The organism is Actinoplanes xinjiangensis, from assembly GCF_003148685.1.
Taxonomy (GTDB): Bacteria; Actinomycetota; Actinomycetes; order Mycobacteriales; family Micromonosporaceae; genus Actinoplanes; species Actinoplanes xinjiangensis.
This window is the reverse complement of record NZ_QGGR01000052.1, coordinates 1-22,720: the sequence shown is the minus strand read 5'-3', so window position 1 is coordinate 22,720 and position 22,720 is coordinate 1. Positions and strand designations below refer to the sequence as shown.

19 protein-coding genes and 3 pseudogenes are annotated in these 22,720 nt (G+C 67.9%); 6 read left to right on the top strand and 16 right to left on the bottom strand.

All coding sequences use genetic code 11. The features are described 5' to 3' along the window. The first annotated feature begins 8 nt into the window (after positions 1-8). Positions 9-1,265 (top strand): MFS transporter, encoded by a 1,257-nt coding sequence (locus tag BC793_RS47280; RefSeq protein WP_109603199.1) that lies wholly within the window; start codon positions 9-11, stop codon positions 1,263-1,265. Between the two features lie 331 nt (positions 1,266-1,596). On the opposite strand, the gene BC793_RS47275 is transcribed toward BC793_RS47280, so the two are convergent. From BC793_RS47275 to BC793_RS47265, 3 genes are all read right to left on the bottom strand, one after another. Continuing rightward, a complete protein-coding gene (locus BC793_RS47275) occupies positions 1,597-2,037 on the bottom strand; it encodes a carboxymuconolactone decarboxylase family protein (protein ID WP_109603198.1) in 441 nt (146 codons plus the stop codon). Then, positions 2,034-2,498, bottom strand: coding sequence for a MerR family transcriptional regulator (locus BC793_RS47270; protein WP_043528791.1), 465 nt, complete (start codon positions 2,496-2,498; stop codon positions 2,034-2,036). The genes BC793_RS47275 and BC793_RS47270 overlap by 4 nt, the downstream gene beginning before the upstream one ends. A 69-nt stretch (positions 2,499-2,567) precedes the next feature. Then, positions 2,568-2,825 carry a LysR family transcriptional regulator substrate-binding protein gene (locus tag BC793_RS47265; protein ID WP_109603197.1) on the bottom strand — a complete coding sequence of 86 codons (258 nt, stop codon included), beginning with the start codon at positions 2,823-2,825 and terminating at the stop codon, positions 2,568-2,570. A gap of 1,195 nt (positions 2,826-4,020) precedes the next feature. On the opposite strand from BC793_RS47265, the pseudogene BC793_RS52135 reads away from it, so the two are divergent. Next, a pseudogene (locus BC793_RS52135) lies at positions 4,021-4,163 on the top strand (IS110 family transposase); the annotation flags it as partial. A 20-nt stretch (positions 4,164-4,183) separates the two neighbouring features. Here the strand turns inward: BC793_RS52135 and BC793_RS47255 are convergent. The 3 genes from BC793_RS47255 to BC793_RS47240 all read right to left on the bottom strand — a co-directional run bounded on the left by BC793_RS47255 (position 4,184) and on the right by BC793_RS47240 (position 9,026). Continuing rightward, complete coding sequence (locus BC793_RS47255; RefSeq protein ID WP_239170743.1) at positions 4,184-4,387, bottom strand: hypothetical protein; 204 nt, start codon at positions 4,385-4,387, stop codon at positions 4,184-4,186. Between the two features lie 29 nt (positions 4,388-4,416). After that, the gene (locus BC793_RS47250) at positions 4,417-7,098 is read right to left on the bottom strand and encodes a tetratricopeptide repeat protein (protein ID WP_109603196.1); all 2,682 of its coding nucleotides are present in this window, start codon (positions 7,096-7,098) and stop codon (positions 4,417-4,419) included. Between the two features lie 758 nt (positions 7,099-7,856). Further along, complete coding sequence (locus tag BC793_RS47240) at positions 7,857-9,026, bottom strand: ISAs1 family transposase (protein ID WP_239170740.1); 1,170 nt, start codon at positions 9,024-9,026, stop codon at positions 7,857-7,859. A 133-nt stretch (positions 9,027-9,159) separates the two neighbouring features. On the opposite strand from BC793_RS47240, the pseudogene BC793_RS53000 reads away from it, so the two are divergent. The 3 genes and pseudogenes from BC793_RS53000 to BC793_RS47225 all read left to right on the top strand — a co-directional run. Next, positions 9,160-9,363, top strand: a pseudogene (locus BC793_RS53000) (hypothetical protein); the annotation flags it as partial. A 178-nt stretch (positions 9,364-9,541) separates the two neighbouring features. After that, a complete protein-coding gene (locus BC793_RS47230; protein WP_109603193.1) occupies positions 9,542-9,841 on the top strand; it encodes a hypothetical protein in 300 nt (99 codons plus the stop codon). Between the two features lie 161 nt (positions 9,842-10,002). Then, entirely contained in the window at positions 10,003-10,503 is a 501-nt protein-coding gene (locus BC793_RS47225) for a hypothetical protein (protein WP_146246788.1), read from the top strand. Between the two features lie 27 nt (positions 10,504-10,530). Here the strand turns inward: BC793_RS47225 and BC793_RS49330 are convergent, their stop codons facing one another. From BC793_RS49330 to BC793_RS50450, 10 genes and pseudogenes are all read right to left on the bottom strand, one after another. Continuing rightward, positions 10,531-10,710 carry a hypothetical protein gene (locus tag BC793_RS49330; protein ID WP_146246787.1) on the bottom strand — a complete coding sequence of 60 codons (180 nt, stop codon included), beginning with the start codon at positions 10,708-10,710 and terminating at the stop codon, positions 10,531-10,533. A 2-nt stretch (positions 10,711-10,712) separates the two neighbouring features. Beyond that, complete coding sequence (locus tag BC793_RS47220) at positions 10,713-11,078, bottom strand: DUF6578 domain-containing protein (protein WP_109603191.1); 366 nt, start codon at positions 11,076-11,078, stop codon at positions 10,713-10,715. A 133-nt stretch (positions 11,079-11,211) separates the two neighbouring features. After that, positions 11,212-16,455: a diguanylate cyclase gene (locus BC793_RS47215; RefSeq protein ID WP_275416440.1), complete on the bottom strand. Its 5,244-nt coding sequence runs from the start codon at positions 16,453-16,455 to the stop codon at positions 11,212-11,214. 368 nt (positions 16,456-16,823) lie between these two features. Next, entirely contained in the window at positions 16,824-17,303 is a 480-nt protein-coding gene (locus BC793_RS47210) for a sigma-70 family RNA polymerase sigma factor (protein WP_146246786.1), read from the bottom strand. A gap of 627 nt (positions 17,304-17,930) precedes the next feature. Beyond that, positions 17,931-18,404 (bottom strand): transposase, encoded by a 474-nt coding sequence (locus BC793_RS47200; protein WP_109603188.1) that lies wholly within the window; start codon positions 18,402-18,404, stop codon positions 17,931-17,933. 47 nt (positions 18,405-18,451) lie between these two features. Next, entirely contained in the window at positions 18,452-19,351 is a 900-nt protein-coding gene (locus BC793_RS47195) for a phosphotransferase family protein (RefSeq protein ID WP_146246785.1), read from the bottom strand. A 191-nt stretch (positions 19,352-19,542) separates the two neighbouring features. Further along, on the bottom strand, positions 19,543-19,830 hold the full coding sequence (locus BC793_RS47190) for a hypothetical protein (RefSeq protein ID WP_109603186.1): 288 nt from the start codon (positions 19,828-19,830) through the stop codon (positions 19,543-19,545). Between the two features lie 236 nt (positions 19,831-20,066). Beyond that, positions 20,067-21,188 (bottom strand): magnesium/cobalt transporter CorA, encoded by a 1,122-nt coding sequence (gene corA / locus BC793_RS47185; RefSeq protein ID WP_109603185.1) that lies wholly within the window; start codon positions 21,186-21,188, stop codon positions 20,067-20,069. Between the two features lie 349 nt (positions 21,189-21,537). After that, positions 21,538-22,146 (bottom strand): annotated as a pseudogene (locus BC793_RS47180) (magnesium and cobalt transport protein CorA); the annotation flags it as partial. A gap of 86 nt (positions 22,147-22,232) precedes the next feature. Next, a complete protein-coding gene (locus tag BC793_RS50450; protein ID WP_109603184.1) occupies positions 22,233-22,403 on the bottom strand; it encodes a type II toxin-antitoxin system Phd/YefM family antitoxin in 171 nt (56 codons plus the stop codon). A gap of 34 nt (positions 22,404-22,437) precedes the next feature. Between BC793_RS50450 and BC793_RS47170 the strand changes: the two genes are divergently transcribed. After that, positions 22,438-22,720 (top strand): helix-turn-helix domain-containing protein (locus BC793_RS47170; protein ID WP_146246784.1); only part of this gene is annotated, 283 nt, incomplete at its 3' end.

Below are 22,720 nucleotides of genomic sequence, written 5' to 3'. Positions count from 1 at the left end.
TTCTTCTTATGAGCAAGTGGTGGCGTCAGATCGTGGGCGGGTTGCCGGTCACGTTCTGGTACCTGTGGACGGCTTCGCTGATCAACCGGACCGGGGCGGTGGGGCAGCTCTACCTCGGTGTCTACCTGTTGTCCGTACGGCATTTCGACGCCGCGTACGCCGGGTTGGTCATCGGTCTGGGCGGAGCCGGCACCGCACTGGGCGCGCTACCAGGCGGCATCCTCGCCGACCGGTGGGGACGGCGCCCGACAATGCTCGCCGCGGGCCTACCCGCCGCGATCACGATGCTATTCCTCGGGCACGCCACCGGCCGGGCGTCAATCCTGATCTTGTCCACGTTGCTCGGTGTGTTCCTCGGAGCCGTCCGGCCGGCGTTCACCGCATCGATCATCGATGTCGTCGCCGTCGCCGATCGGGGCCGGGCCCTGAACCTGAACTACTGGGCTTTCAACCTCGGATCCGGTGCAGCGGCGCTGCTCGCGGGCCTTCTCGTCCGGGTGGAACCGGCGCTGCTGTTCGCGCTGAACGCCGGTGTGCTGCTGTTCTCGACCCTGCTGCTGGCATGGAAGGTGCCCGAGACCCGGCCCGCCCCGGCCACGACGGCGACCACACCGGCCGGCCCCGGCACCGTCGCCCGGGACCGGGTCTTCCTGACCTTCGTCGGGCTCGCCATGCTCGGGTGGACCATGATCGAGACCAACAAGATCCTGCCGGTCGCGCTCACCGCCGACGGCCTGGACGTGACGTCCTACGGGCAGGTCATCGTGGTCAACATGGCATTGATCGTGATAGGTCAGCTCTTCCTGCTCCGGCTGACCGAGCACCGCCGTCGCGAGCATGTGCTGGCCGTTTCCGCCATGGCTGCAGGACTGGGATTCGGGCTGGTGCCGCTCGCCGACACCCTGTGGGCGTACGCATTGACCGTCGCCGTCTGGACCATCGGCGAGATGCTGATGACGGTGGCGAACTCCGCCCTGACCGTAGAGCTCGCCCCGCCCGAGGCCCGCGGCCGGTACCAGGGCGTCTTCAGCTTCGGCCTGACCGCCGCGATGTTCGTCGGCCCTTCCCTCGGCGGCCTCGTCGCCGACCGATTCGGACCGGACACCCTGTGGGTCGCGGTGCTCGGCCTCGGTATGCTCCTGACGGCAGCGCACCTGGCGGCCGGACCACCACAGAACCGCCGCCTGGCACAGCTACGGCTCGTATCCGAACACGCGGCACCGCATCGCTCATCCTGCCGGGACGAGCCCGGCACCGCCGCCTGAAGCTGTGGCGGCAACCACGACCGTGACGTCGTTCATCCACATCACCAACGCTGGCCCGCGAGGTGTTCCATGCGCTGACCTGGCCGGCCGGCACGGGCAACATCGTCGACGACCAACCGGCGCCAGTCTTCGCCGCCTCGCTCGGCGGACCGACCCCGCCGGTCACGTCCTCCGGCGATCCTGGCCGTCCGATCTCGAACGCACGCGCCCGGCGCCATGGCCTCGAACGGGGCCACTCCAGCCGGCGCAGGGGCTTCGCGACGTCAAGACAGCTTCACCGAGAAAGGCCATCCCCCTGCACGTCAACAAGTTTGATCACCACATCCGTACCTCAACGACTCGGTGCAGCCGCCGAGGAGGGGCGTACGCCGCGGCTGTCGAAGACCTCTTTCGCGGCGAAGGTGGCGTTCAGGGCGCGCGGGAAACCTGCGTAGACGGCCGCGTGGAGCATCGCTTCGACAATCTCGTCGGGGGTGAGGCCGACATTGAGTGCGGCGCCGACGTGGACCTTGAGCTGCGGTTCGCATCCGCCGAGGGCGGTCAGGATGCCGATGGTGACCAGTTGACGGGAGCGGGCATCAAGTCCGGGCCGGTCGTAGATGTCGCCGAACGCGAACGCCGCGACGTGGTGACCCAGCGCGGGTGATACGTCGGTGAGCGCGTCGATCACCGACGTTCCGGCGTGGCCGTCGATCTTGGCCAGGACGTCCAGGCCATGGTCACGCCGGTCGAGGTTGGCGGTGCTGGTGACGTCATGCTGTGCGGTGCTCATGGCTGGGTGGATCCTCCGTACGTCGCGATCTTGTATTCGGTGGCGGCCAGTGCCAGTTGGATCTGGGCGAGCTGGGCGCGCAGCGTGTCCCGGTGTTCCACGAGCAGGTCGAGGCGGTCTGGGATGGTGGCGTCACCGCGGTCGACGAGGTCGATGTACTGACGCAGGTCGCTGATCGGCATCCCGGACGTACGCATCCTGGTCAGGAACACCAGGCGCCGGATCGCCGGAGCGTCGTAGACGCGGTGCCCGGCCGGATTGCGGGACACGGTGACCAGGCCGGCCCGCTCGTAGTACCGCAGCGTGTGCGGGCTCACCCCGACATGCTGGGCTGCCGTCGCGATGTCCCACTGCCGGGACCGGTCGTCGAGGACCAGATCCTGCAGAGCTTCGACGGAGACCCCGCCCGGCGGGTCGACGGCGAGCCGCAGCGCCTCGGCCAACTGCTCGTTCACGTTCATGGCGCCGACGGTAGAGCTTCGAGCGCGCTCCAACACAAGCGAAAGCAGGACGCAGGTACCGGCGGGGTTCTAGTAGCGGTCCCGGCGCCCGATGTGCGCGTCGACCAGGTCGAGGAACGCTTGCACGGCCGGGCTCGGCGCGGGGCCTCCGGAGCTGGCCGTGGCCAGGGTCCACGATGCGGCGGGTGGCTCGAGGCCGACGGGTACGACCTGGTGGCCGTCCTCGGCGGCCGGTGGCGGTACCAGGGCCAGGCCGATGCCGGACGCGACGTATCCGGGGATGGTGGTGATGTCGCTGACCTTCACGGCGAAGGTGCAAGTCCCCACGTCGCTCTACACCGATCTGGCTCTCGACGCGTTGAAGATGGCGACCTGGCGCCGCGAGAACCAGGGCGCTCACCTGGACGGACTCATCCGTCAATCGGACAGGGACGTCCAATATCGAGCGATCCGCTACACCCGGCGACTCACCGAGGCCGGTGCCGTCGCCTCGGTCGGCGCCAAGGGCGACGTCTTTCACAACGCGGTGGCCGAGGCGACGGCTGGCTGTCGCGATGGATGGGGCGGGGTCCCGTCTTGCGGTTCATGCGCGGCGGCAGACGGCGCCGCGCATGACGGCGACGCTCCGGAGACGCATCGGCCAATCTCACTCGCCCCCTCACCAGCGAACTCACCGGCGCGCGCCGCTTCGCTTGCGACCTCGCCCGTTTCCTGTCCTCGACTCTCAGCCTCGGCCCGACCTAACCGGGCCCCATTGCCAATCCGGCCCGTTCGCCCTGGTCAGCGATACCCTTGATTTCCGCCAAACTATGGCACCGCTCGTCATGGCGGCGTCCGTGACCGAGACCCGCGCGGCATCCAGGTACTGGACCAGCTCAAAGTCGCCCACCCGAGGCGCCATCCTGGCGGGCGGCGATTGTCGTGCGCTCAGGAGCGTCCAAGACCGCAGAACGTGACTCGCTGCGAGTGCAGCGAAATTTCTGCCTCGCCCCAGTCGAAATTCACGGCCCCGATTCGACATGTTGGCGAGAACGCCCACCCGGGGTGTTCCGGCAACAGGGGGCACCCGATGTTTCCGTACCTGACCGGCAGCCACTGGACCGACCCGAACGTCAGCAACGCTGTGCACCGCACGCGCGACGAGGCCATGGGCCGGCTCATCTCCCGGCTGTGGCGCATGTGCCGTTCCCGCCGTCGTCCGAACGACCTCAGATAGGTCCTGATCCTGCAGCGGACGGGCGGCCATAGCCACCACGATGGTCCGGCGCACCCCTACCACGTCGTCAGCGCGACGCTGACGAACCGCGTTCACCGATCACCACCCCCGCCGGGTAACTCCGCCCCTCGGGTCAGTCACCAATCTCGGGACCCCGTAGTGCGCGCTCGCGCGGCCGGCGGGGAGAAGAAGACCGTCTCGGCGGGTCGCCGGCAGCCCGCCGGTGGGCACGGTCGGGGAACGCGCGTTGATCTGGTGTGGCCATGGGCTCAGATCGCCTGGGGTTGGCCGTCGTCGCCGTGCTGCGCCGGGATTTCACCGATCCCCCGCGCTTCCGGCCGCCGCCGGGTCGTGCTGGCCGGCTACCCCGCAACCGATCCCTCGCCGATGCCGTGGATCAATGGGCGTTCTGCGCCATGCGCGGCTCACCCGGCGCCCGCATCTACTACCCAGGGCCCCGGCAAAGTCGTCAGATGATGCCGAGTAGCGCCGGTGGGCGGCTGCTGTCGCGGGCGTGATGCCGGTTGGCTGCGGCGATATTGGTGATGCCTGCCGTGCGTAGCGCTCCGATGGCGGCGTTGCGTAGGGCGGCCATGAGTTGTGGTCCGTTGCCGGTGCGGATCTGGGATGGGTCTTCGTTGTAGGTGACGTCGCGGAAGTGGTTCGCCGGCACCCTCGACGCGCTGCGAGACAGGGAAGCGGTCAGGCGGGTCCGGTCGTGCCGCCGGCTGGTTCGCCGCTGCCGTTCCAGGAGACCGGTAGGTCGGCGAGGTCCACCAGCGCCTCCGTGGCTCGCGGCGAGTAGGTGAGGTGCCCGGTCGCGATGACCCGTTCCCACCACTTCTGAGCGTCGGCGAACTTTCCCTGATCCCGGGCGACGACTCCGAGTTTGTACATCGACAGGGCGGCCAGATCGGCATTGTCGTCGGCTGCGGCCTCGGTGAAACAGCGCTCGGCCGCCCCGAGGTCGTTTCGCATTCGCTCGATCTCGCCGAGATTAAAGAGCACTGGCGCCCGGCTGGTGGAGCGGCCCGACTTGAGGTATTCGGTAAACCAGTGGCGGGCCCCGTGAATGTTGCCGCCCCTCCACTCCAGATCGCCCAGAAGAGCCTTCGCCTTGTCCGAGGTCTCTCCGCTGTTCGCCACCGCGGCCTTGTTGAGCCAGAGCCGCGCGGCATCGTCGCGTTCCTGTCCGAATTCCAGCATTCCCAGGTTCAGGGCGGCGCTGAGCGACGTGGGCCGGTAATCGGTGTCCGCGGCTTTTTGGTAGAGCTGCCGGGTGTCTTCCAGATTGCCCAGCGAGTTTTCCAGGTGGGCCCAATCGTAATAGGACAGTGCTCTCAGATCGGGCTGTTCTCCTCCGATGCAGTGCCGGAACCACCGGCGAGCCTGTTCCGGGTTCGACTCCTGGGCTTCGAGTTTCGCGAGGCTGTACGAGGCCTCTGCGGCAATTCTTCGGTGACCGGTGTTGACTGCCCGGACGTACCAGTCGCGCGCCGTCTGCATGTCACCGTCCTTCCGCAACAGCGCCGCGTAGTCGTACATGGCCCGCGGAGCAATCGACGGGTGCCCCGCGTCAGCCGCCACCGTCAGCCAGTGTCTTGCCTCCTGCGTATTGCCCTGCTCTTGTTCCAGATGTGCGAGGTTGGTCGCAGCGAGGCTTCGGACGAGGACGGACGAATGAGCGCCGTCAACTGGCACCTCGTCCACGTCGGGCGGCCGGCTCTCCGGCTCGTCCTCGAGGTACCGGACGCTGCCGACCCATTGCATCGCTGTCTCCGGGAGGATGCCCGGCTCCGTCTCGGCGACAGTCGTGAGCAGTCGGCGCGCTGCTTCGACAGCACCGTCGGCGCGTTCGGTCTCGGCGAGCCGTACCGTGGCCAACGGGCTGAGCAGGGGGTGCCGGCTGCCGATCACCAGCGTGAACCAGTGCCTTGCCGCCGCGGTGTCTCCCGCTCTCAGTTCCAGGACGCCCAGCTTCGTCGCGGCGAGAGGGGTGTAGTCGGCGTCGCCTGCCTCGATCGCACTGCGGAAGAAGCGTCTCGCCGCGGTGGTGTCGCCGCGCGCGGCGAGCCATTTGGCAAGCTCCACGGCCACCGCCGCCGGTATCGGCACCGATTCGGGGGAGGACAGCATCTGCGACGCATGCGCGTAGTCCTCACGATCGAACGCCAACAGGCCAACCTGCAGCCGGTCCTTGTCGGACAGGACACGGGCGGCGTACTGCCACAGCGCCTCTACCGGTTGCCAGCCGGCACATTCCTCACCGGCCACCACGCTGATCAGCGGATGCGGCACGTGGCTGACACCACCGGTAACCCGAACCAGGTCGACGAGGCGGGGACGATCGGCCGTCTCCGCCTGCGCCCAACGCCGAGCATCCCGGAAGCGGAGAACCGGGAACCTGTCGGACTGCCGGTCCTGGAGCAGGTCACCCAGATACGGCCCGTACAAATCTCGCACGGCAGTCAGGTCGCACCGGCGGGGCATGCCGATGCGCTGCCAATCGGTGACGAGCCGAACCAGCGCGATGCGGTAGAAGCTCTTCTCCCCGCCGACGCGGAGCGCCCGTTCGATGTGACCCAGCGATCCGGCCAGGCGGCCCATGAGCACGGGCGTGGAACGCTCGACGACAGGGCGGACATGAGCCAGGGACGGCTCCGCGAGCACCCTCGCGCGTTCCTCAGCACTCAGCGCGCCGACCTCCACCGTCGTGTCGGTGCGGACCAGCAGGAGCTGGGCGGCCGGTGGCAGGAACTCGCCGGACAGGACGGCGGTCTCTGCCGTCGCCACCAACCGAAGGCCGTCCGGCAGATCTCGCAGCAACGACTGATCCCACTGGCTCATCTGCAGGGCCGACAGCCCGTCCAGCCAGAGAACCCCGCGATGACCGCGAAGATCCCGTGCCGCCTGCTCGATCAGCTGCCGCAGAGAACTTGCCGGCTCGTGCAAGTACGCGAGCACCAGATGACCGGCGAGAGCATCGCGTGCTGCCTCCCACGCCGTGCGGCTCGCCCCGGCCAGGCGCTCACCGTGCACCAGCACCAGCCGATGGTCGTCGTGCATCATCTGCCGTAGGCGATCATCGACGTCGCGGCTGACGTAGGGGGTATCGCCGGCGTGGACGCCCAACTGCTCGGCCGTGACATCAGCCAGCAGTGGAGGCCGTCCGCGGGCACCGGCGGCGCGCAGCCGCAGCCGGTGCCCGCCCGGTGACGTGCGCCGCGCGAGGTAGCCGCTCGCGATCGCGGCCAGCAGCGCACCGACCAGCCATGGCCAGCTCAGGCGGCCGTTGTCGTAGGCCTGGTTGACGGCGACCCCGGTTGCAACGGCGGAAGTCGCCACCAGGAGACCCGCCAGCCACGCCGCCCACGATCGATTCATGTGCGCCTCCCGCCGTAGCGAAGAACTTCACAGTAGTGCGGGAGTCACCGTCGACACCGGCACGAGGCGGCCGCTCTTCGGCCACCGGCGCCTGGACATCGGTGGTCAGGGCCAGCTCACGACCTGCCTCGATGCCGGCGGCCAGTGCGTCGACGCGGGCCTTCGCCAGGCCGTACACGTCAGAGCCCAGCAGTTGGTGCAACGACGCCGAGCCGTTCGCCGCCACCGTGATGATCGCGGCCGCAGCCTTGACCGGGTCGCCGAACCGTGTGCCGGCATCGCGAGGTGGGCCTCGGTCATCTCGGGATCGCCGCGTAGCCGTCCGCGGTCGCTGGCGGCAGCCCCGGTGACTGGGTGCGCAGGAAGTCGGATGTTGAAGCAGCACTTCGGGTTCGTCTCCGGAGTTCAGTGAGACGATGCGAGTCTTGCGGCCTGACCCCAGGCCGACCTGCAGACTGAGTGAGCTTCCCACCGCCCGGTGGCGGGATTCTTGAACCGCATCCAGCAGGGATTGAGACCTGCCGCTTTCGCTCGGGCGGCGACTTGGCGCATGCGGGGATCAGGCTCCGGCGCCGGGACCTCTTCACGCGGCGATGCTCTGCTCACTCCGCCGGTGGGCCGGTGAACGATCCCAGCGTGACGAACGTGTGCCTCAGCCACTCCGATGGGTGATCGTCGTCGACGTCACGTCATCGCCGCCGGCCGGGATGGCCTCACCTGTATCCGGCCCGGATGGGGGCAGGGCCCCGGCAAAGACGTCAGGTGATTCCGAGTAGGGCGAGTGGGCGGGTGCTATCGCGGGCGTAATGGCGGTTGGCGGCGGCGATGTTGGTGACGCCGGCGAGGCGTAGGGCGCCGATGGCGGCGTTGCGCAGGGCGGCCATGACTTGTTGCCCGGTGCCGATGCGGATCTGGGAACGGTCTTCGTCGTAGGTCACGTCCCGCACCCAGTGGATCTTGTTCTCGATGGACCAATGTCCGCGGATCCACGCGGCTAGCTGGTGCGGTTTGGACTGGTGGAGCCGCAGGTCGGTGATGGCGTAGACGGTCTCGGTGGTGAAGCGTTTCCGCTCGTCGAGCCGTCGGCGTCGGCGTCGGATCTGTATGGCCTGGGCGGCGTTCGGGAAATCGATGCCGGTGGAGACGGTCAGGATCTTCAGAGTGCGAATCTCGCGGCGGCCGTGGCCTCGGTCGTCGTCACGGGTCGCGTCCGGGACCGCTTTCCAGGGCAGGCTGGCGAGCTGTTTGTGCAGGTGGGGCTGGTTGCCTTTCACTGTCAGGATCCAGTGTGCGCCGCGTTCGGCGAGGTAGGTGACGTGGTCGCGCTGACAGTGCATCGCGTCGGCGGTGATCACCGTGCTGCGTAGGTCGCTGATCTGGTCGAGCAGCGGCGCGAACCGGGTGATCTCATTGGTCTTGCCGTCGACATCGGTGCTGGCCAGGACTACGCCGGTGGCTTGGTCGCAGGCGGCCATCACGTGATCGGCGGCAGTGTCGGCGGTGCGGGAACCGCGCAGTGTCTTGCCGTCGACCGCTATCGCCCGGCGACCTGCCGGGAGGTCCGCCGGGGTCCGGCCGGCGAGCCAGGCGCCGATCACTGTGGTCAGCAGGTCCGGGTCCAGGGCCTGCAGTAACCGGCGGATCATCGCTTCGGACGGGCGGCGATCAGCTGCGATGCACAAGGCTTGGACCGTCGCGTCCGGCACATCGGCCACCCATTCCGCGATCGCGGCGTACGAGCGATACCCGGCCACCACCGCGCACACCACCGCGGTCACCACCACGCTGAGCTGGTATCGCACACCGCGGCGCGCTCGTGGATCAGGCACCGCGGCGAGCGCCGTAGCAAGCCCAGCAGCGGTTTCCGGCACGGTCAGAGCCGGTGCATCAGACAAAGAGGAGATCAGCGACGATGGCAGAGCGGGCATGACTCACTTCGGATAGATCACCGTGGCGTAGAAACCTTGATGATCTTCTGAATCGGTCATGCCCGTCTTGTTGCTGCCAGCAGAGGCGGTTCTGCACCTAAGCGGTCGAATCGGACACCACCGCGACTTTGCCGGGGCCCTGATCTACTACCAGGCACTATGCCGCGGTATCGATCACCAAGCCACCCTCCGCCAACGGGGCAGCCGCCTCGTCGGCATCCTGCACGGCTGCCTTAAGACCGGAACCGACTACGCGGAGACCACCGCTTGGCTCATTTGCAGCTCACCGCTTGACATCGAGAAACATGGGATGCCTGCCGTTGTCCGCGCGAGATGAGACGGCTCGCTGGAGGTCGACCAGGCGAGCAGTGATACGAGTGGCTCCGCAGTACACACGCCTTGTCTGATAACGGTCTGGAAACATGCTGTGTGAATGTTGATTGTTGCCTCACGGTCCGGGTAGTTCGACGGCGCCGTTGCCAGACGGCATGAACACGACTCCTTAGGAGACACCCATGACTGCCAGCACCCGCACCCACAACGAGAACGCCACCGTGAAGGGCGTCCGCGTCCGAGGCGAGGAGACCAAGCCCTCGTTCAAGACCACTGAGCTGGTCGTTTACGTGCTCGCGGTAATCGGTGTACTCGTCGCCTCCTACACCGTCGGCGACGGCGACGCCAACAACGGCAGCGACTACTTCGCCGCCGACAAGGCCTGGTGGTACATCACCCTGCTGACCATCGGCTACATGATCAGCCGCGGTCTGGCGAAGGCCGGCAGCCGCAGCAGCGACGTCGACCCGCGCACCCACTGATCGTCCTTACAGCACCCACGGGCGCGGCCGAGTCCGGAGACTCGCCCGCGCCCGTGGCGTTCGTACAACCCGCGCCGCCGTTAGGCGATCTCACCCCAAGACGGATTCTCGAACGTGGCTCGGTGAGCGCGAGGGTCCCCGAGATGCTTTACCTTCGCGGCATGCCGGTTGTTTTCGAGTATTCGTTCACCGTGAACCCGCAGTATCGGCTCTTCACGATCTTCGATCCGACGTGTGACGAGGGTGCGAATTTCGAGGCGGCTCGGCGGACAATCGGGCACGGGTCTTTCGCGTGGGGTCCCAACGCCGTCGTCGCCCGTGCGATCGACACCGGCACGGCGTCCGTCGCGGTCGAGGTCTGGGACGATCCGCCGGGTACGCCGGGGGGAACGCCGGACGAGATCGCGGTGTCCGAGCTGGCCCTGCCCGGCGGCCGGTTCAGCTCCATTCAAGCCCTGCAGTCGGCCGTCCACGTCGGAGTGCAGCTACCGACCGGTGCCGGCACGTACGGCGCGCGGATCGCGGCGTACAACCGCGGCGTCTCCGGCGGATTCGCACCGCAGGACGCCGGACCCTTCCCGGGCCGCTTCGAGGCATACCGGTTGCAGTTGTGGAAGATCTCCGACGAGCCGTCCTGGCCGGATGACGACGAGCATGCGTGACGGCACGCCGCGCATCCTCACCCCGGCTCAGCTGATGCCGTCGACCACCACGTCGAACTGCTCTCCGTCCAGGACGCGCCCCTGCTGCCGCAGTTCGACGACCCGACAATCGTCCCCACTTCTGCGGGTGCGGAGGCGCTGCATCAGCAGCCACGGAAGGGGTGGGCCGTCGGCGCCTGCACCCACCTCTGTTCGCCCAGAACTCACGCCTACTGCTTCAGGGTCACCAAGAACCCCTCGAAGGTCAGGTCACCGCGGTCTGGTGCGCCGCGGTCAGCTTCATTCAGTTCGGTCAGCACACCTGATCCGGGGACCGTGCCGGTCTGTGGAGCCGACCTCCAATGAACCGCCCTGATGCGGGCGACGGTCCCGCTCGTCTGCTCGCTCGCCACATCAGTATCGCCGTGGTGGTATTGGAATGCGTCCACGCTGACCGCCGTATCGGAGCCCAACGCTTCCATCAGCCACCGGACATCGATGTCGCGCCGAAGCTCCCACGTCACCTGGGAGCCGATTCGGAACGGCTCACCGCAGCAGTTCCAGTCGGCCCTGTCCACCCACACCGTGATCTCCACACCGACAGTGTGCCCATCATTCAGCGCCGCTAAAGGCCACTTCTGTCGCAACTTCGGGGATCAAACGCGACGCCTGACCGTTCCCCGGCCGGCCTGTCATCACCGCCCCTGAGTCCCGAGCCGGCCGGCCGGTTCACGGTTCTTCACTGATGTCGATCACGACTCGATCGCGACCGGCTCTCTTGGCTTCATAGAGGCAGGCATCGGCGCGGGCCAGCAACGCGTCGATGTCCGCGGAACCGGCAGCACGTGCGGCGCCTACGCTCACCGTGACCTGCACCGGGCCGGCCTTCGTCTCGATCGGTGCCCGGCAGATCTCGGCACGAATCCGTTCGGCGACGGCCGCGGCGCGGCACTCGCGGTCACGCAGCAGGATGACGAACTCCTCACCGCCGTACCGGGCCACCACGTCATCGCGGTCGCAGCCGGTCCGCAACCGTGCGACGACACCGCGGAGTACCTCGTCACCGATCTGATGGCCGTACCGATCATTGATCTTCTTGAAGTGATCGACGTCGAGCATCAGCACCGCGATGCCGTCCGCGCAGTCGCCCAGGGCGGCGATCTCCTGCTCGGCGCGTTCGAAGAACGATCGGCGGTTCGCCGCACCGGTCAGGGAGTCGACGGTGGCCAGGTGGTGCACCTGGGCGAACAGGCGGGCATTGTCGTAGGCGGTCATCGCCTGGCCGACGAGCGCGGCGATGACCTGCGAGTCGGACGCCTGGTCCGTGGGCGCCGCGCCACCGAGTACGACCACACCGAGCCGGCCTTCCCGGGTCGCCATCGGGATCAGGCGCCAGCCGGCGTGCAGGGTGGTCACGGCGTCGTCCGGCAGCGCTTGGAGTACACGGGTGAGACCCAGCTCCGCCGCGCTGCCCGCCGGCGGCACGGGCCCGGCGCACTGCAGCAACGCGGACATCTCCGCCGGTACGCCGTGAACCAGCAGACGCCCGACATCTTCGTCGTCGTGGTCGTAGCGCACCGCGACGGTTCCCGGTTCGTCGGTGACGGTGACCAGGCAGATGTGCTGGGCGGTTCCGGCCTGCCGCATCGCGGTGGTCAACCGGCTGAGCACCTGCTCGGGATCCAAGGTGCCGGCGAAGGTCGCCATCGCGTCGCGCAGCATCTCGGCCAGGTCACGCTGCTGGTGCGCCGTCGCGACGGCCACCTCCAACTGAGCCGCCCGGGCCGTCTCCAACGAGATGGCGATCTGATGCGTGACGGCCGTGAGGATCTCCAGATCCGCGGTGGTGAAGACGCCTTTGGCGAGGCGGCTGTCCAGGTAGATCACGCCGAGGAGACGGTCGTCCAGCAGGACGGGGCCGGCGAGGATGCTCCGCAGACCGTACTCGACCATGCTGTCGGACTGGAGCACTTCACCGTGTTCGGTGCCGGTGACGACCAGGGCACGCCGCTCGGTACGTACCCGTTCGACGATGCTCCGGCTGTAGCCGGACAGGTCCATGACGTCCTGACCGGTGGTGTCGCGGCCGACGTGGTGCCCGAGTTCGGGCGCGACGTCAGACTCCAGCAGCAGGATGGCACGCTCCGCTCCCAGCAGCCGGAGCGTCTCGTCGAGGGCGATCCGGGCGAGTTGAGCGGGGTCGAGCACCCGGGAGGCGGCAAGGCTGACCTGCTGCAGTGCGGCCCATCGCTGTCCTTCGCGGCCGCGGTCCAGGCCGGTGGCCGCGACCGGGCCGTCGCGATCGTCGAGATCGAACTCGACGGCCAGCCGGTGGGCACGGTGGGGCCACCCCTGGGCGTGCGCGAGGGACTGGGCGACGGCAGCCTGCCTGCGGGCGTGCCGCGGCAGTCGCAGGGCGTTCAGAGCGTACGCCTGGATGCGTGCCACCTCGAACTCCAGCAAAGGAGCGTCGACGGCTCGCAGCGCGGGCGCGGCGGCGGTGAGCTGCTCCAGCGCCTTGTCCGGTGTCCCGGCGAGCACGGCCAGGGCAGCCAGGCCGACGTGGTGGTAGGCGCGCAGGATCCGGCGGTTGGCCACCTTGCCCAGGACTTCGACGGCGGCCCGCGCCGCGGCGAGCCTCGCCGGCCTGAACTCCTGCGTGGCGGTACGGCACCGGGCCAGCTCGGCATAGGCCCGTAGGCAGTAGAAGGTGTGCTGGGCCGGCAGGACATCCCCGGGTTTGAGTCCGAAGGCGTCGAACGCTGCCAGGTCGCGCTCGTAGTCCTCGCCGAAGTCCTCCCGTTCGACGGCGGTCTGCAACCTGCCGATCAGCAGGTCCAGCCATTGATGCAGAGGGATCTCGTCGCCGTCGATCGAGTGCAGTAGCAGGGCCGCTTCACCCGCGCGCCCGCGGAGCGCCAGCAGGCAGGCGTCGGCGGCCACGACAGCGCTGCGGCCGCTCATCCCGCCCGACGCGGCGCGCCGTCGTGCGCGGTCGAGGCCGGACTCCGCGACTGCCATGTCGCCGCGCAGCAGCCAGTCCCAGGAGAGCACCGCGTACGCGTCGAGTGCCAGCCCGATGTCCAGCCAGTGGTCGTGCTCGTCCAGAACCCGCTGCACCTCCGTGCCGTCGTCGTTACCGCTACCGTGCCGGGCGATCGCACGGCTCCAGGCGAGCCGGGCCTTCAACGGTTTGTCGTCGAGGTCGGCGGCGCCTCGCCGGACCGCGGCGGACAGCCGATCGGCCAGCCGGGTGAAGCCGCTGAACTCCAGTAACAGCGCCACCGAGCTCATCGCCCGAAGGGTCTCCGCGGACCTTCCGGCGCGCTGGGTGAAGTAGGGTGCGCGCAGCGCGAAGATCACCGACTTCGCCGGTTGCAGCTGCCGGATGTACGCGGATCCGAGGCTCTCGCCGATGGAGCATTGCAGCAGGTAGCGCTCGCGGACCCGGGGTACCCGGCTGCCGCGCCCCACCCGGGTGATCCAGACGATCCAGCCCAGCAGAAAGTAGCCGAGGGCGGCGGCCAGCCGGGCGGCGTTCCCGCGGGGCAGGGTACGGCCGAGTTCGGTGAGCGCCTGTTCGCCCGCACTGATCTGCCCCGCACTGTTCCAGGCCGACTCGTACACGGTGCTCAACAGGTACAGCAGACGGGCCCGCCGCAGGGGGTCCGTGGCACGCCGCAGGGTGTCCTGGAAGGCGGCGACGGCGTCGTCGAGCCGGGCGGCCCGGTGATACGCGGTGGCGAGTAGCTCACCGAAGGAATCGTCCAACGCGACGGCCCCGTCGTCGGCTGTCCTTGCGGCGTACTCCAAGAAAGTCACGGCGGTCTCGGGTGCCTGTTCGGCCAGGGCGAGCACCCCGGCGGCACGGCAGGCCGCGACGGCGCCGGCGGGGTCGTGTCCGGGCGTACCAGCCATCCGGTGGTGGGCCAGGGCATAGACGGCCGCCGGCTCGGTCGTGGTCCGCCGGCTGAGCAGATCGGCGACGTCGTCGTGGATCCGTCGCCGGGTCACGTCGTCGAACTGGTCCACGAGGGCCGCCCGGATCCGCTCGTGCAGGAAGCCGTAGTCGCCCTCGCCGTGCCGTTCCACCAGGGCGAGGCGGGCGGCATCGGCGAGCAGAATCGCCACCGTACGCTGCGGGAGCCCACCGAGGGAGGTCAGCAGCTCGGCCCGGAACCGGTAGCCGAGGATCGCCGCGATACCCAGCAGACGACGGCTCCGCGTGTCCAGGTCCTCGACGCGCCGGCGGACCAGGTCGGCGACGTGCTGCGGAAGCGTGAGGACATCGAGCGCGGCGGTTTCGACACGCCACTCCCCCCAGCTCACGGTCACCAGGCCAGCGTCGATGAGGGCGCGTACGTACTCGGCGATGATGAACGGGTTTCCCCGGCTCCGGGCGGTCAGCCGGGCGGCGAGGTCACCGCTGACGGCCAGCTCTCCGTTGATCGCGGTGACCAGCTCGGCCGTCGTGGCAGCCGCCAGCGGTGGCAGCTCCAGCGTTGTCAGCCGATCGGCGGGCACGGTGGTGACGGCCGCCGCCGGCGATACGTCCATCTCGTCGGCGCGGGCGGTGAGCACCACGAGCAGCGGCGCGTGATCGGCCGCGACGGCCAGGTGCTCCAGCACGCGTACGGTGGAACGGTCGAACCACTGCAGGTCGTCCAGGTGCAGCAGCAGGCCGCCGGTGCGACGCGCCAACTCCAGCAGGAAGCCGGCAAGTGCGGCGGTGTATCGCTCCTCATCGAGATGGCCGATGTCCGACGGTGTCCCGAGGATCCCTGCGAGGGAGTCCGTCAGGTGCCCGATGACACCCGCGGTGTCCTGGGCGGCCGCGCGAACCGTCAGGAAGGCGTCCTCCGCTTCACCGGGCGGCAGCACACTGAGCTCGCGCACATACCCGTCGACCGCCGCGCGCAACGGCGCCAGGGGTTGCCGCTGTCCGCGCGAGGCTGCGCCGTACAGCTTCGGGCAACCGGCCGGCACGCCGCCGGCCAGCTCCCGGACCAGGCGGCTTTTCCCGCTTCCGGACTCTCCCGTCACCATGATCAGAGAGCCCCGGCCGGTACGTGCCTCGGCCCATCCTGTTTGCAGGACCTCCAGTTCGGCGTCACGGCCGACCAGCGGCACGCGGTCGCCGTCCTGTTCCGGCGAAGCGGTGCCCGCGATCATGAGGTTGCCGGCGCCGACGGTCATCCGCCGTAGCTCGGCGAGAACCGCGGTGGCGCTCTGGTAACGGTCGTCGGGATCCTTGACGAGCAGACGTTCGATGACGCCGGCGAGCGCGGCGGGCAGGCCCGGCGCCACTTTCGCGAGGTCGGGCACCGGTGCCACGGCGTGCATCCGGAGCAGTTCGCCGAGGTCGGGCGCGGTGAAAGGTGGTGTGCCGGTGGCCGCTTCGAACAGCAGCACGCCGAGGGAGTAGAGGTCGGCCCGCCCGTCCACCGGGCGGTGCAGCATCCCGCTCTGCTCGGGCGAGCTGTAGAGAGCGGTGCCGACCATCCGATCGGTGCCATCGGCTACCAGATGGGCGCCGAGCGAGAAGTCGATGAGCCGGACCGAACCGTCGTGGCCGAGCAGGACGTTGTCCGGCTGCAGGTCACCGTGCACCAGGTCGGCTGCGTGCACCGCTCGCAGCGCCGACGCCACATCGATGGCTACCCGCAGGAGTGCGTCCGGAGCCATCGGGCCGGCCCGCCAGGCCGTCTTGAGCGAGCGGCCTTCCACCAGCTCCATGACGAGATACACCCGGTCGCCGACCGTTCCCACTTCGTGGATTCGCGGCACTCCGGCATCTCGGACGGTGGCCAGCTTGGCGGCCTCGCGGCGCACCGCGGTGACGGAGCCGGTGCCCGGATGGAACAGCTTCATGGCGTATTGCTGAGCGCCGCGCCGGATGCGGTGAACCACGCCCTGACGGCCGCGGCCGAGTTCCCCCAGCAAGGTGAATCCCGGCGGGCACGGCAGGGCCACGACGTCGGCGGGTGCGGAGGTGACCACGCCAGAGGTTCGGCCGCGGGCTCGCCGATCTGAGGGAACGTCCGATTCAAGCAGTTTAGGTTTTATATGACATCCGCCGGCTAGCAAATGGTCGACCCCGCCGGCAATCAGAGCGTAGAGGTCGAGCCCCGGCCCGGCGACCAGATCGTCGGCGATCGGGGTCTGCTCGCGAGTGCCGGTCGCGATGGTCTCCTGGATCGCCGCCTTCCGGAACCCCGGCCACGTGAGGTCGTTCGGATAAGAAGGTTCACACCGCCGAGCAACCACACCAACGGCGTTGAATCGCGTCTGACCTGCTGGAGCCGGGGACGGCCGTGGGCTCAGTCTGTCGGTGGGGGGTGTCAGCACCGTCCCAGATCAAGGCGTGTCAGCGAATCCACCGGCCGTCCCAGCAACGACGAAAGTTCCAACGCGGCCCGCAGGTGTTGCGGATCGGCGGCATCGACCGACCCGGGTTCCTTCGGGGGCGCCACTGGGTCCGGTCCGGCTTCCGCGCTGCGCCGGTCGACGATGCGGTCGATCCACGCGATGACGTCCACCTCGGGGTCGGTGTGACTGCCGGCGAGCCACCACACTTCAACGTAGGTGGCCGCGAAGACCGCCGCAGCGGAGTGCGGGTCTCGAAGGCGTGAGTTGATGCCGGCCCGCACGGTGCCGCGGGTGTGGTCGAAGAGCGTGACGAAGGCGTCCCGGCTTCCGCGGGAGATGGGAGCCATCAGTGCGCTGAGGTGCTCACTCAGCGATCCCGTTCGACAGTCGGCGCAGTCTGCCCGCACCGGGGGCACATGCCGCACGACGATTTTCCTGGGAACGATACGCATCCGAGTCTCCGAGATCGATCGACGAAGCGGGTCGCCGGGGTCTGGAGCGACAGGCGGTCATGGGACACGTGACTGTTCCCTAGAGGCTATGGCACAGCGTCCGGCACGACCAGCCCGGGCCCCCGGCCGGGTGATGCCATCGCCGTTGCCCTGTTCCGTGTTCGAGCATCGAGCCTGATCGGCGCGGGGCATTTCTGTTGAGGTTTGGCTCCTGTCGCAGAAACGCCGGCTCTCGGTCACCTCGCACCGCTGGGCTGTTCTGCCTCCGCGTCGTCAAGCAGTTGCCGCAGTCCGCTCTCCTCTGTTGCGACCTTGTGCAGTCGAGCGGCCAGGTCTTCGAGTACGGGGCGGTCGTCGCTGTAGGCGAGAAGGCTCCGCCTTCCGGATCGGGTGAGAACCGCCCGGCAAGACTCGGTGCTTCAGATGCCACGAGCAGTTCAGCGACGCCTTCCCAGAAATAGCCGTTCGCCTCGTGGCCGAGTTCACGGATGACGTCGTCTACGTCGGTGGTGCCGGCTTCGAGCCAAAGGCTGTACCCACCCGACTCCGTCGGTTCGATCTCGATTGGGTCCACGGATCGATCTTCACATATGTCTCGTGCGGCTTCGTTGCCCTCCGTGCTCGGCGTCAATAGGCAAGTAGGACTCGCTTGCGGAGCAGATCGAAGCCTGCGCGGCCGTACATCTGCCTCTTCAGCATCTTGATCCGGTTGACGTTGCCTTCCACCGGTCCTGAACTATGTGGCAGGGTCAGGCCAGCGGTGACAGCGTCCATGTCCCTGGTCAGACCGTTGGCGAAGCTGGTGATGCCGGGCAATCCGGCCTGTTGAGCCGCGACGATCCATCCGCCGGGCCGGTCGCCGTGCAGGCCGGTCAACATGTGGGCGAACGAGCGAACCAGGTCAGCGGCGGCGGCCAGTTCCGGGCATCGTTCGAGGATGGCTCGAAGCCGGTCGGTGTCACGCTCGACCAGATGATCAGGGTGGCGGCAGATGTACGGCCGCGCAGGCTTCAACCTGCTCCGCAAACGAGTTCTACGCTGCCGATGACACCACCCCGCGGTGCGGGCACCGTTGGAGAATCGGGATCCGCTCGACCAGATTCATAGGCTCATATAGTCACGCGGCGAACGTGGAGCAGGTCGAGCCGTCAGCCAGCCCGAAGGACATACTCGAGCCGCTGTTCGAGTCGGCTGCGAGCGAGATCGTCGCTGATGTCCAGTCCGGAATCGCGCCATGGTTGGACGACCTTCACCGGGTCGGGCAGGTAGCCGACGATGTCCATGACGTTCCAGTATCGGAACTGTTCCTCGTCGCGACGATCATCAGCGCGGCGGCGGTATGCGTCCGTGAATCTGGCTGAAGCTTCAATGCCGTGCAACATGGCCAGATAGGTCGCTGCGTGCGCGACGTCCAGATCTGCCGGCCCCCACGACGTCTCGACCCAATCGACCACGCCGCTGATGCGCCCCTGCGACCACAGCAGATTGCCCAGATGGAAGTCGCGGTGCAGGAACGTACCCGCATAACCTGGGGCGGGCTGCTCCAGCAGCTCGAAAGCCTGACGCCACAGCGCCGGCCATTGCACCCACGGCGATATGACTCGCTTGCTCGGGGGCGCCCATGATTGGTAGTTCCGGGGCCTGTTCCGCCCGGGCTCGAAGTTATGAATGTCGACGAGTACCTGCGCCAGTACCTCCAGGACGTCTTCGGCGGCAGAGTCCAAGCGGAGCCTGCCGGGGAGCCATGACATCAGATGAGCCGGCGCCCCGGCGGTGTCCCCGGAAAGGTCGAGGGCAATGCTCCGAGGCGCTGGAATCCGGGAGCCGTGGAGCTGCTGCTGTACGGTCGCTTCTCTGGCGAGCAACCCGGCTGCATGCCGACGCCATGGCTCCTTCGTCATCAGCCGGAGGACAGCCTGCTCACCGTTGTTTCCCGTCAAGGCCAACATGGTTGACGTCCAGCCACCGGTGAGAGGTCGCACGTTGACGATCCGACGTTGCCAAGCCGACTCAGCCCAGCCAACCTCCACCCCGACACCTGTGGCCACAGCACCATCCTGTCATCGAAGGCGTTACGCACCCCAGAGGTACTCATCTGAATCGGACCCAGCCATGGCATCACCTGCCTGGAAGCGTCTCCACACTTCCTGTGACAGAATCCCAAACTCGCGAACAAAACCATCCTCGACAGCCTCGCCGCGTCCTGCAATCGGGTCAAAGACTCGGGACACTCGATGGCCTACGGGACGCCGAGGCGCGCCCAACCGACTCCGAAGCCCAATAGAAGGAAGAGCAGCAGCGTGACGGCACGTCGCCACGGGAACCCTTCATCCCAGTCGACGGTGCCGATGGAGATGCTGAGTCCGACGCAACTGGCGAAGATCAGGCACATGACCACGGTGATGGCGCGGACGGCAGTGCTGTCTTCAGCCCAGTAGCCCCAGGCGCCGATCACAGCGAGCGCCAGCAGAAGGCTGGAGAAGGTGATGAACACTCCTGTGATCTGCCAGCGGAGCAAGCGGCTCACGAGTCGACTCTTCCGATGGTGTCGTGCAGCTTGCGCAGGCGAGTAGCTGTCTCCTCCGGCGGAGGCCAGACCGCCGCCGTACCAGGCGCTCTGAAGCAGATCAACGGGCGGCGTCTCCCCCCTTAGGATTTCGCGCGGCAGCTCACCGAGCCCCACTGGGGCTCTCCTGCCGGGTGACTCACCGTTCATTGTGCCCACTCGATCAGCGTTCGGGACTCGTGGGGCGCTGTGGTGGGTCAGAGCCAGTCGCGCCGTTTGAAGATCAGGTAGAGGGTGTAGCAGACCAGGGCCATCATGCCGACCGCGAACGGGTAGCCGTACTCCCACTGCCGTTCCGGCATGTTTTCGAAGTTCATGCCGTAGACGGTGCCGATCAAGGTGGGCGCGAACAGGATCGCCGCCCATGACGAGATCTTCTTGATCTCCTCGTTCTGCGCGTACCCGGCCTCGGTCAGGCGTTTCATCTCCTCGTTCTGCTGCTGGCCGACCAGGGTGGCGTTGACGGTCAGGATGTTCTGGAGCAGTTGCCGGAACCCGTCGACGCGTTCGACGACCTGGGTGAGGTGGTCGGCGACGTCGCGCAGATAGCGTTGCAGTTCCTCGTCGATACCGTACTTGTCGAACCCGGCGGTCAGCCCATGGAGCACGCCGACCAGCGGCCGGGTGGCGCGCTGGAACTCGATGACCTCGCGCGACAGTTCGTAGATACGGCGGCTGGCCTCGGGATCGCCGCTGAAGACCTCGGTTTCGATCTCGTCGATGTCGTTCTCCAGACCGGCCACGACCGGGGCATAGCCGTCAACGACCTGGTCCAGGATCGCGTACAGCACGGCTTCAGGTCCGCGGGCCAGGATCGCCGGTTCGGACTCCATCCGCCGCCGGGTCGCCGCGAGGTCGGGCGCTTCGCCGTGGCGGACCGTGACGACGAATCCGGGGCCGACGAAGACGTGCAACTCGCTGAATTCGACCTCTTCCTCAGCGTCGAGGTAGCGGGCGGCGCGCAGCACCACGAACAGGGTGTCGCCGTACCTTTCGAGCTTGGGCCGCTGATGCGCGGTGACCGCGTCCTCGACTGCGAGCTCATGCAGTTTGAACTCCTGCGCGAGTGACGCGACCTGCTGCGGGCTGGGCCGGTACAGGCCGATCCACGCCATCGACCGGGCGTCGCCGCGCAGGCATTCGTAGGTGGCGGCCAGTGACTCCGGCGACGCGGTGCGCCGCCCGTCGATGTAGATCGCGCTATCGACGACCGACTTGGCGGGAGGCGGCTGCGGTGGGGCAGCCGGCGGGGCCGGTTGCTGTTGCCGCGGATTCGGCGACGTGGGACGCAGGGCAAGTAGGCGGCGCTTCGACGGCATGGGGACTCCGGACCGGGGACACGACGGATATCAGCCCTGTCGCGGTCGGATGCCCGGCGCGGCAGGTCAGATCAACAAGAATCGGGGGTGGTGCCCGGTACTCGGGGGTTCGCTGGTCAACGCGACCACCCCCTTCTTGTCCGTCCGACGCCGATGCCGGCGCGCTGTCTCCCGCTGGGCAGCATACGCCCCACCGGCCACCGGCGACTTGCCTCCGGCAGCTGCCTTCCGGTACCGCGCCTCGTCCACAATCGCGTCCGGCTGAGTCCCTACCGGTAAGTGACCACGCCGCGTCACTCGCTCCCCTCGGCCCGAAGCCGCCCGAGCCGGCTCGCCGTCGCGGCCGGGCTTACAACCAGCCGGCACCGCGTAGCCGCCGATGGAGCAGCACAGCACTGAACAGCATGACCAGCAGGACTCCCGGGTAGCCGTACCGCCATTCCAGCTCCGGCATGTAGTCGAAGTTCATGCCGTAGATGCCGGCGATGGCGGTCTGCAGCGCGGCGATCGCCGCCCATGAGGCGATCTTGCGCATGTCGTTGTTCTGGTCGACGGTCACCTGCCCCAGCCGTGCCTGCAGGATGGCATTGATCAGTTCGTCGTAGTTGACGACCGCGTCGACGGCCCGGGCATGGTGGTCAGCGACGTCACGGAAGTAGCGGCGGATCTCCTTCGGAACGACCGTGTCCATCTGCCCGTTCGTCAACGAGACCAACGGCCGTTGTAGCGGCACGACCGCGGCCTTGAACTCCATCAGCTCTCGTTTGAGCTGGTAGATCTGCTCCATGCTGACGCTCGGACCGCGGGCGAACACCCCCGCTTCGACAGCGTCGAGGTCGGTCTGCAATGCCGCAGTGATGTCGACGTAGGTATCGACCACCCGGTCGAAAACGGCATGCACCACTGCCCACGGACCGTGGGCCAGCATCGCCGGCGCGGCCTCCAGGTACTTACGCACGCTACCGGAATGCGGGCCAGTGCTCCGGTCTTCAGGTCGGGGGTGAATGGCCGTGCTGGGAGGGCCGCCAAGGCCCGGGCAGTGCCTTAACCGCGCGCCTGCTCGCTGTGCTGGGCCACGGGGACCGGCACGATGGCGGCGATACGGCGTCCGTTGCGGGTCACGTAGAAGGTCTTGCTCTGCACGGCGGTGTCGTTCAGGACGTCGGCCAGGTTCTTCCGCAGGTCTACCACGCTGATCTCGTTCGTCTCGGTCATGCCATCAACTGTACAGTTCTGTACACTCAATCTCGTGCAGCTCCGTTACCACTTCCGCGTCTACCCGACGCCCGGCCAGCAGATCGAGCTGGCCAGGGCGTTCGGGTGCGCGCGGGTGGTGTTCAACGACGGACTCAGGCTGCGCCAGCAGGCCCGCGAGCAGGACTTGCCGTACGTCACGGACGCCGAGTTGTCCAGGCGGATCATCACGCAGGCCAAGAGCACGCCGGAGCGGGCGTGGCTGGGCGAGGTGTCGGCGGTGGTGTTGCAACAGGCCCTGGCGGACCTGAACACCGCGTACCGCAACTTCTTCGCCT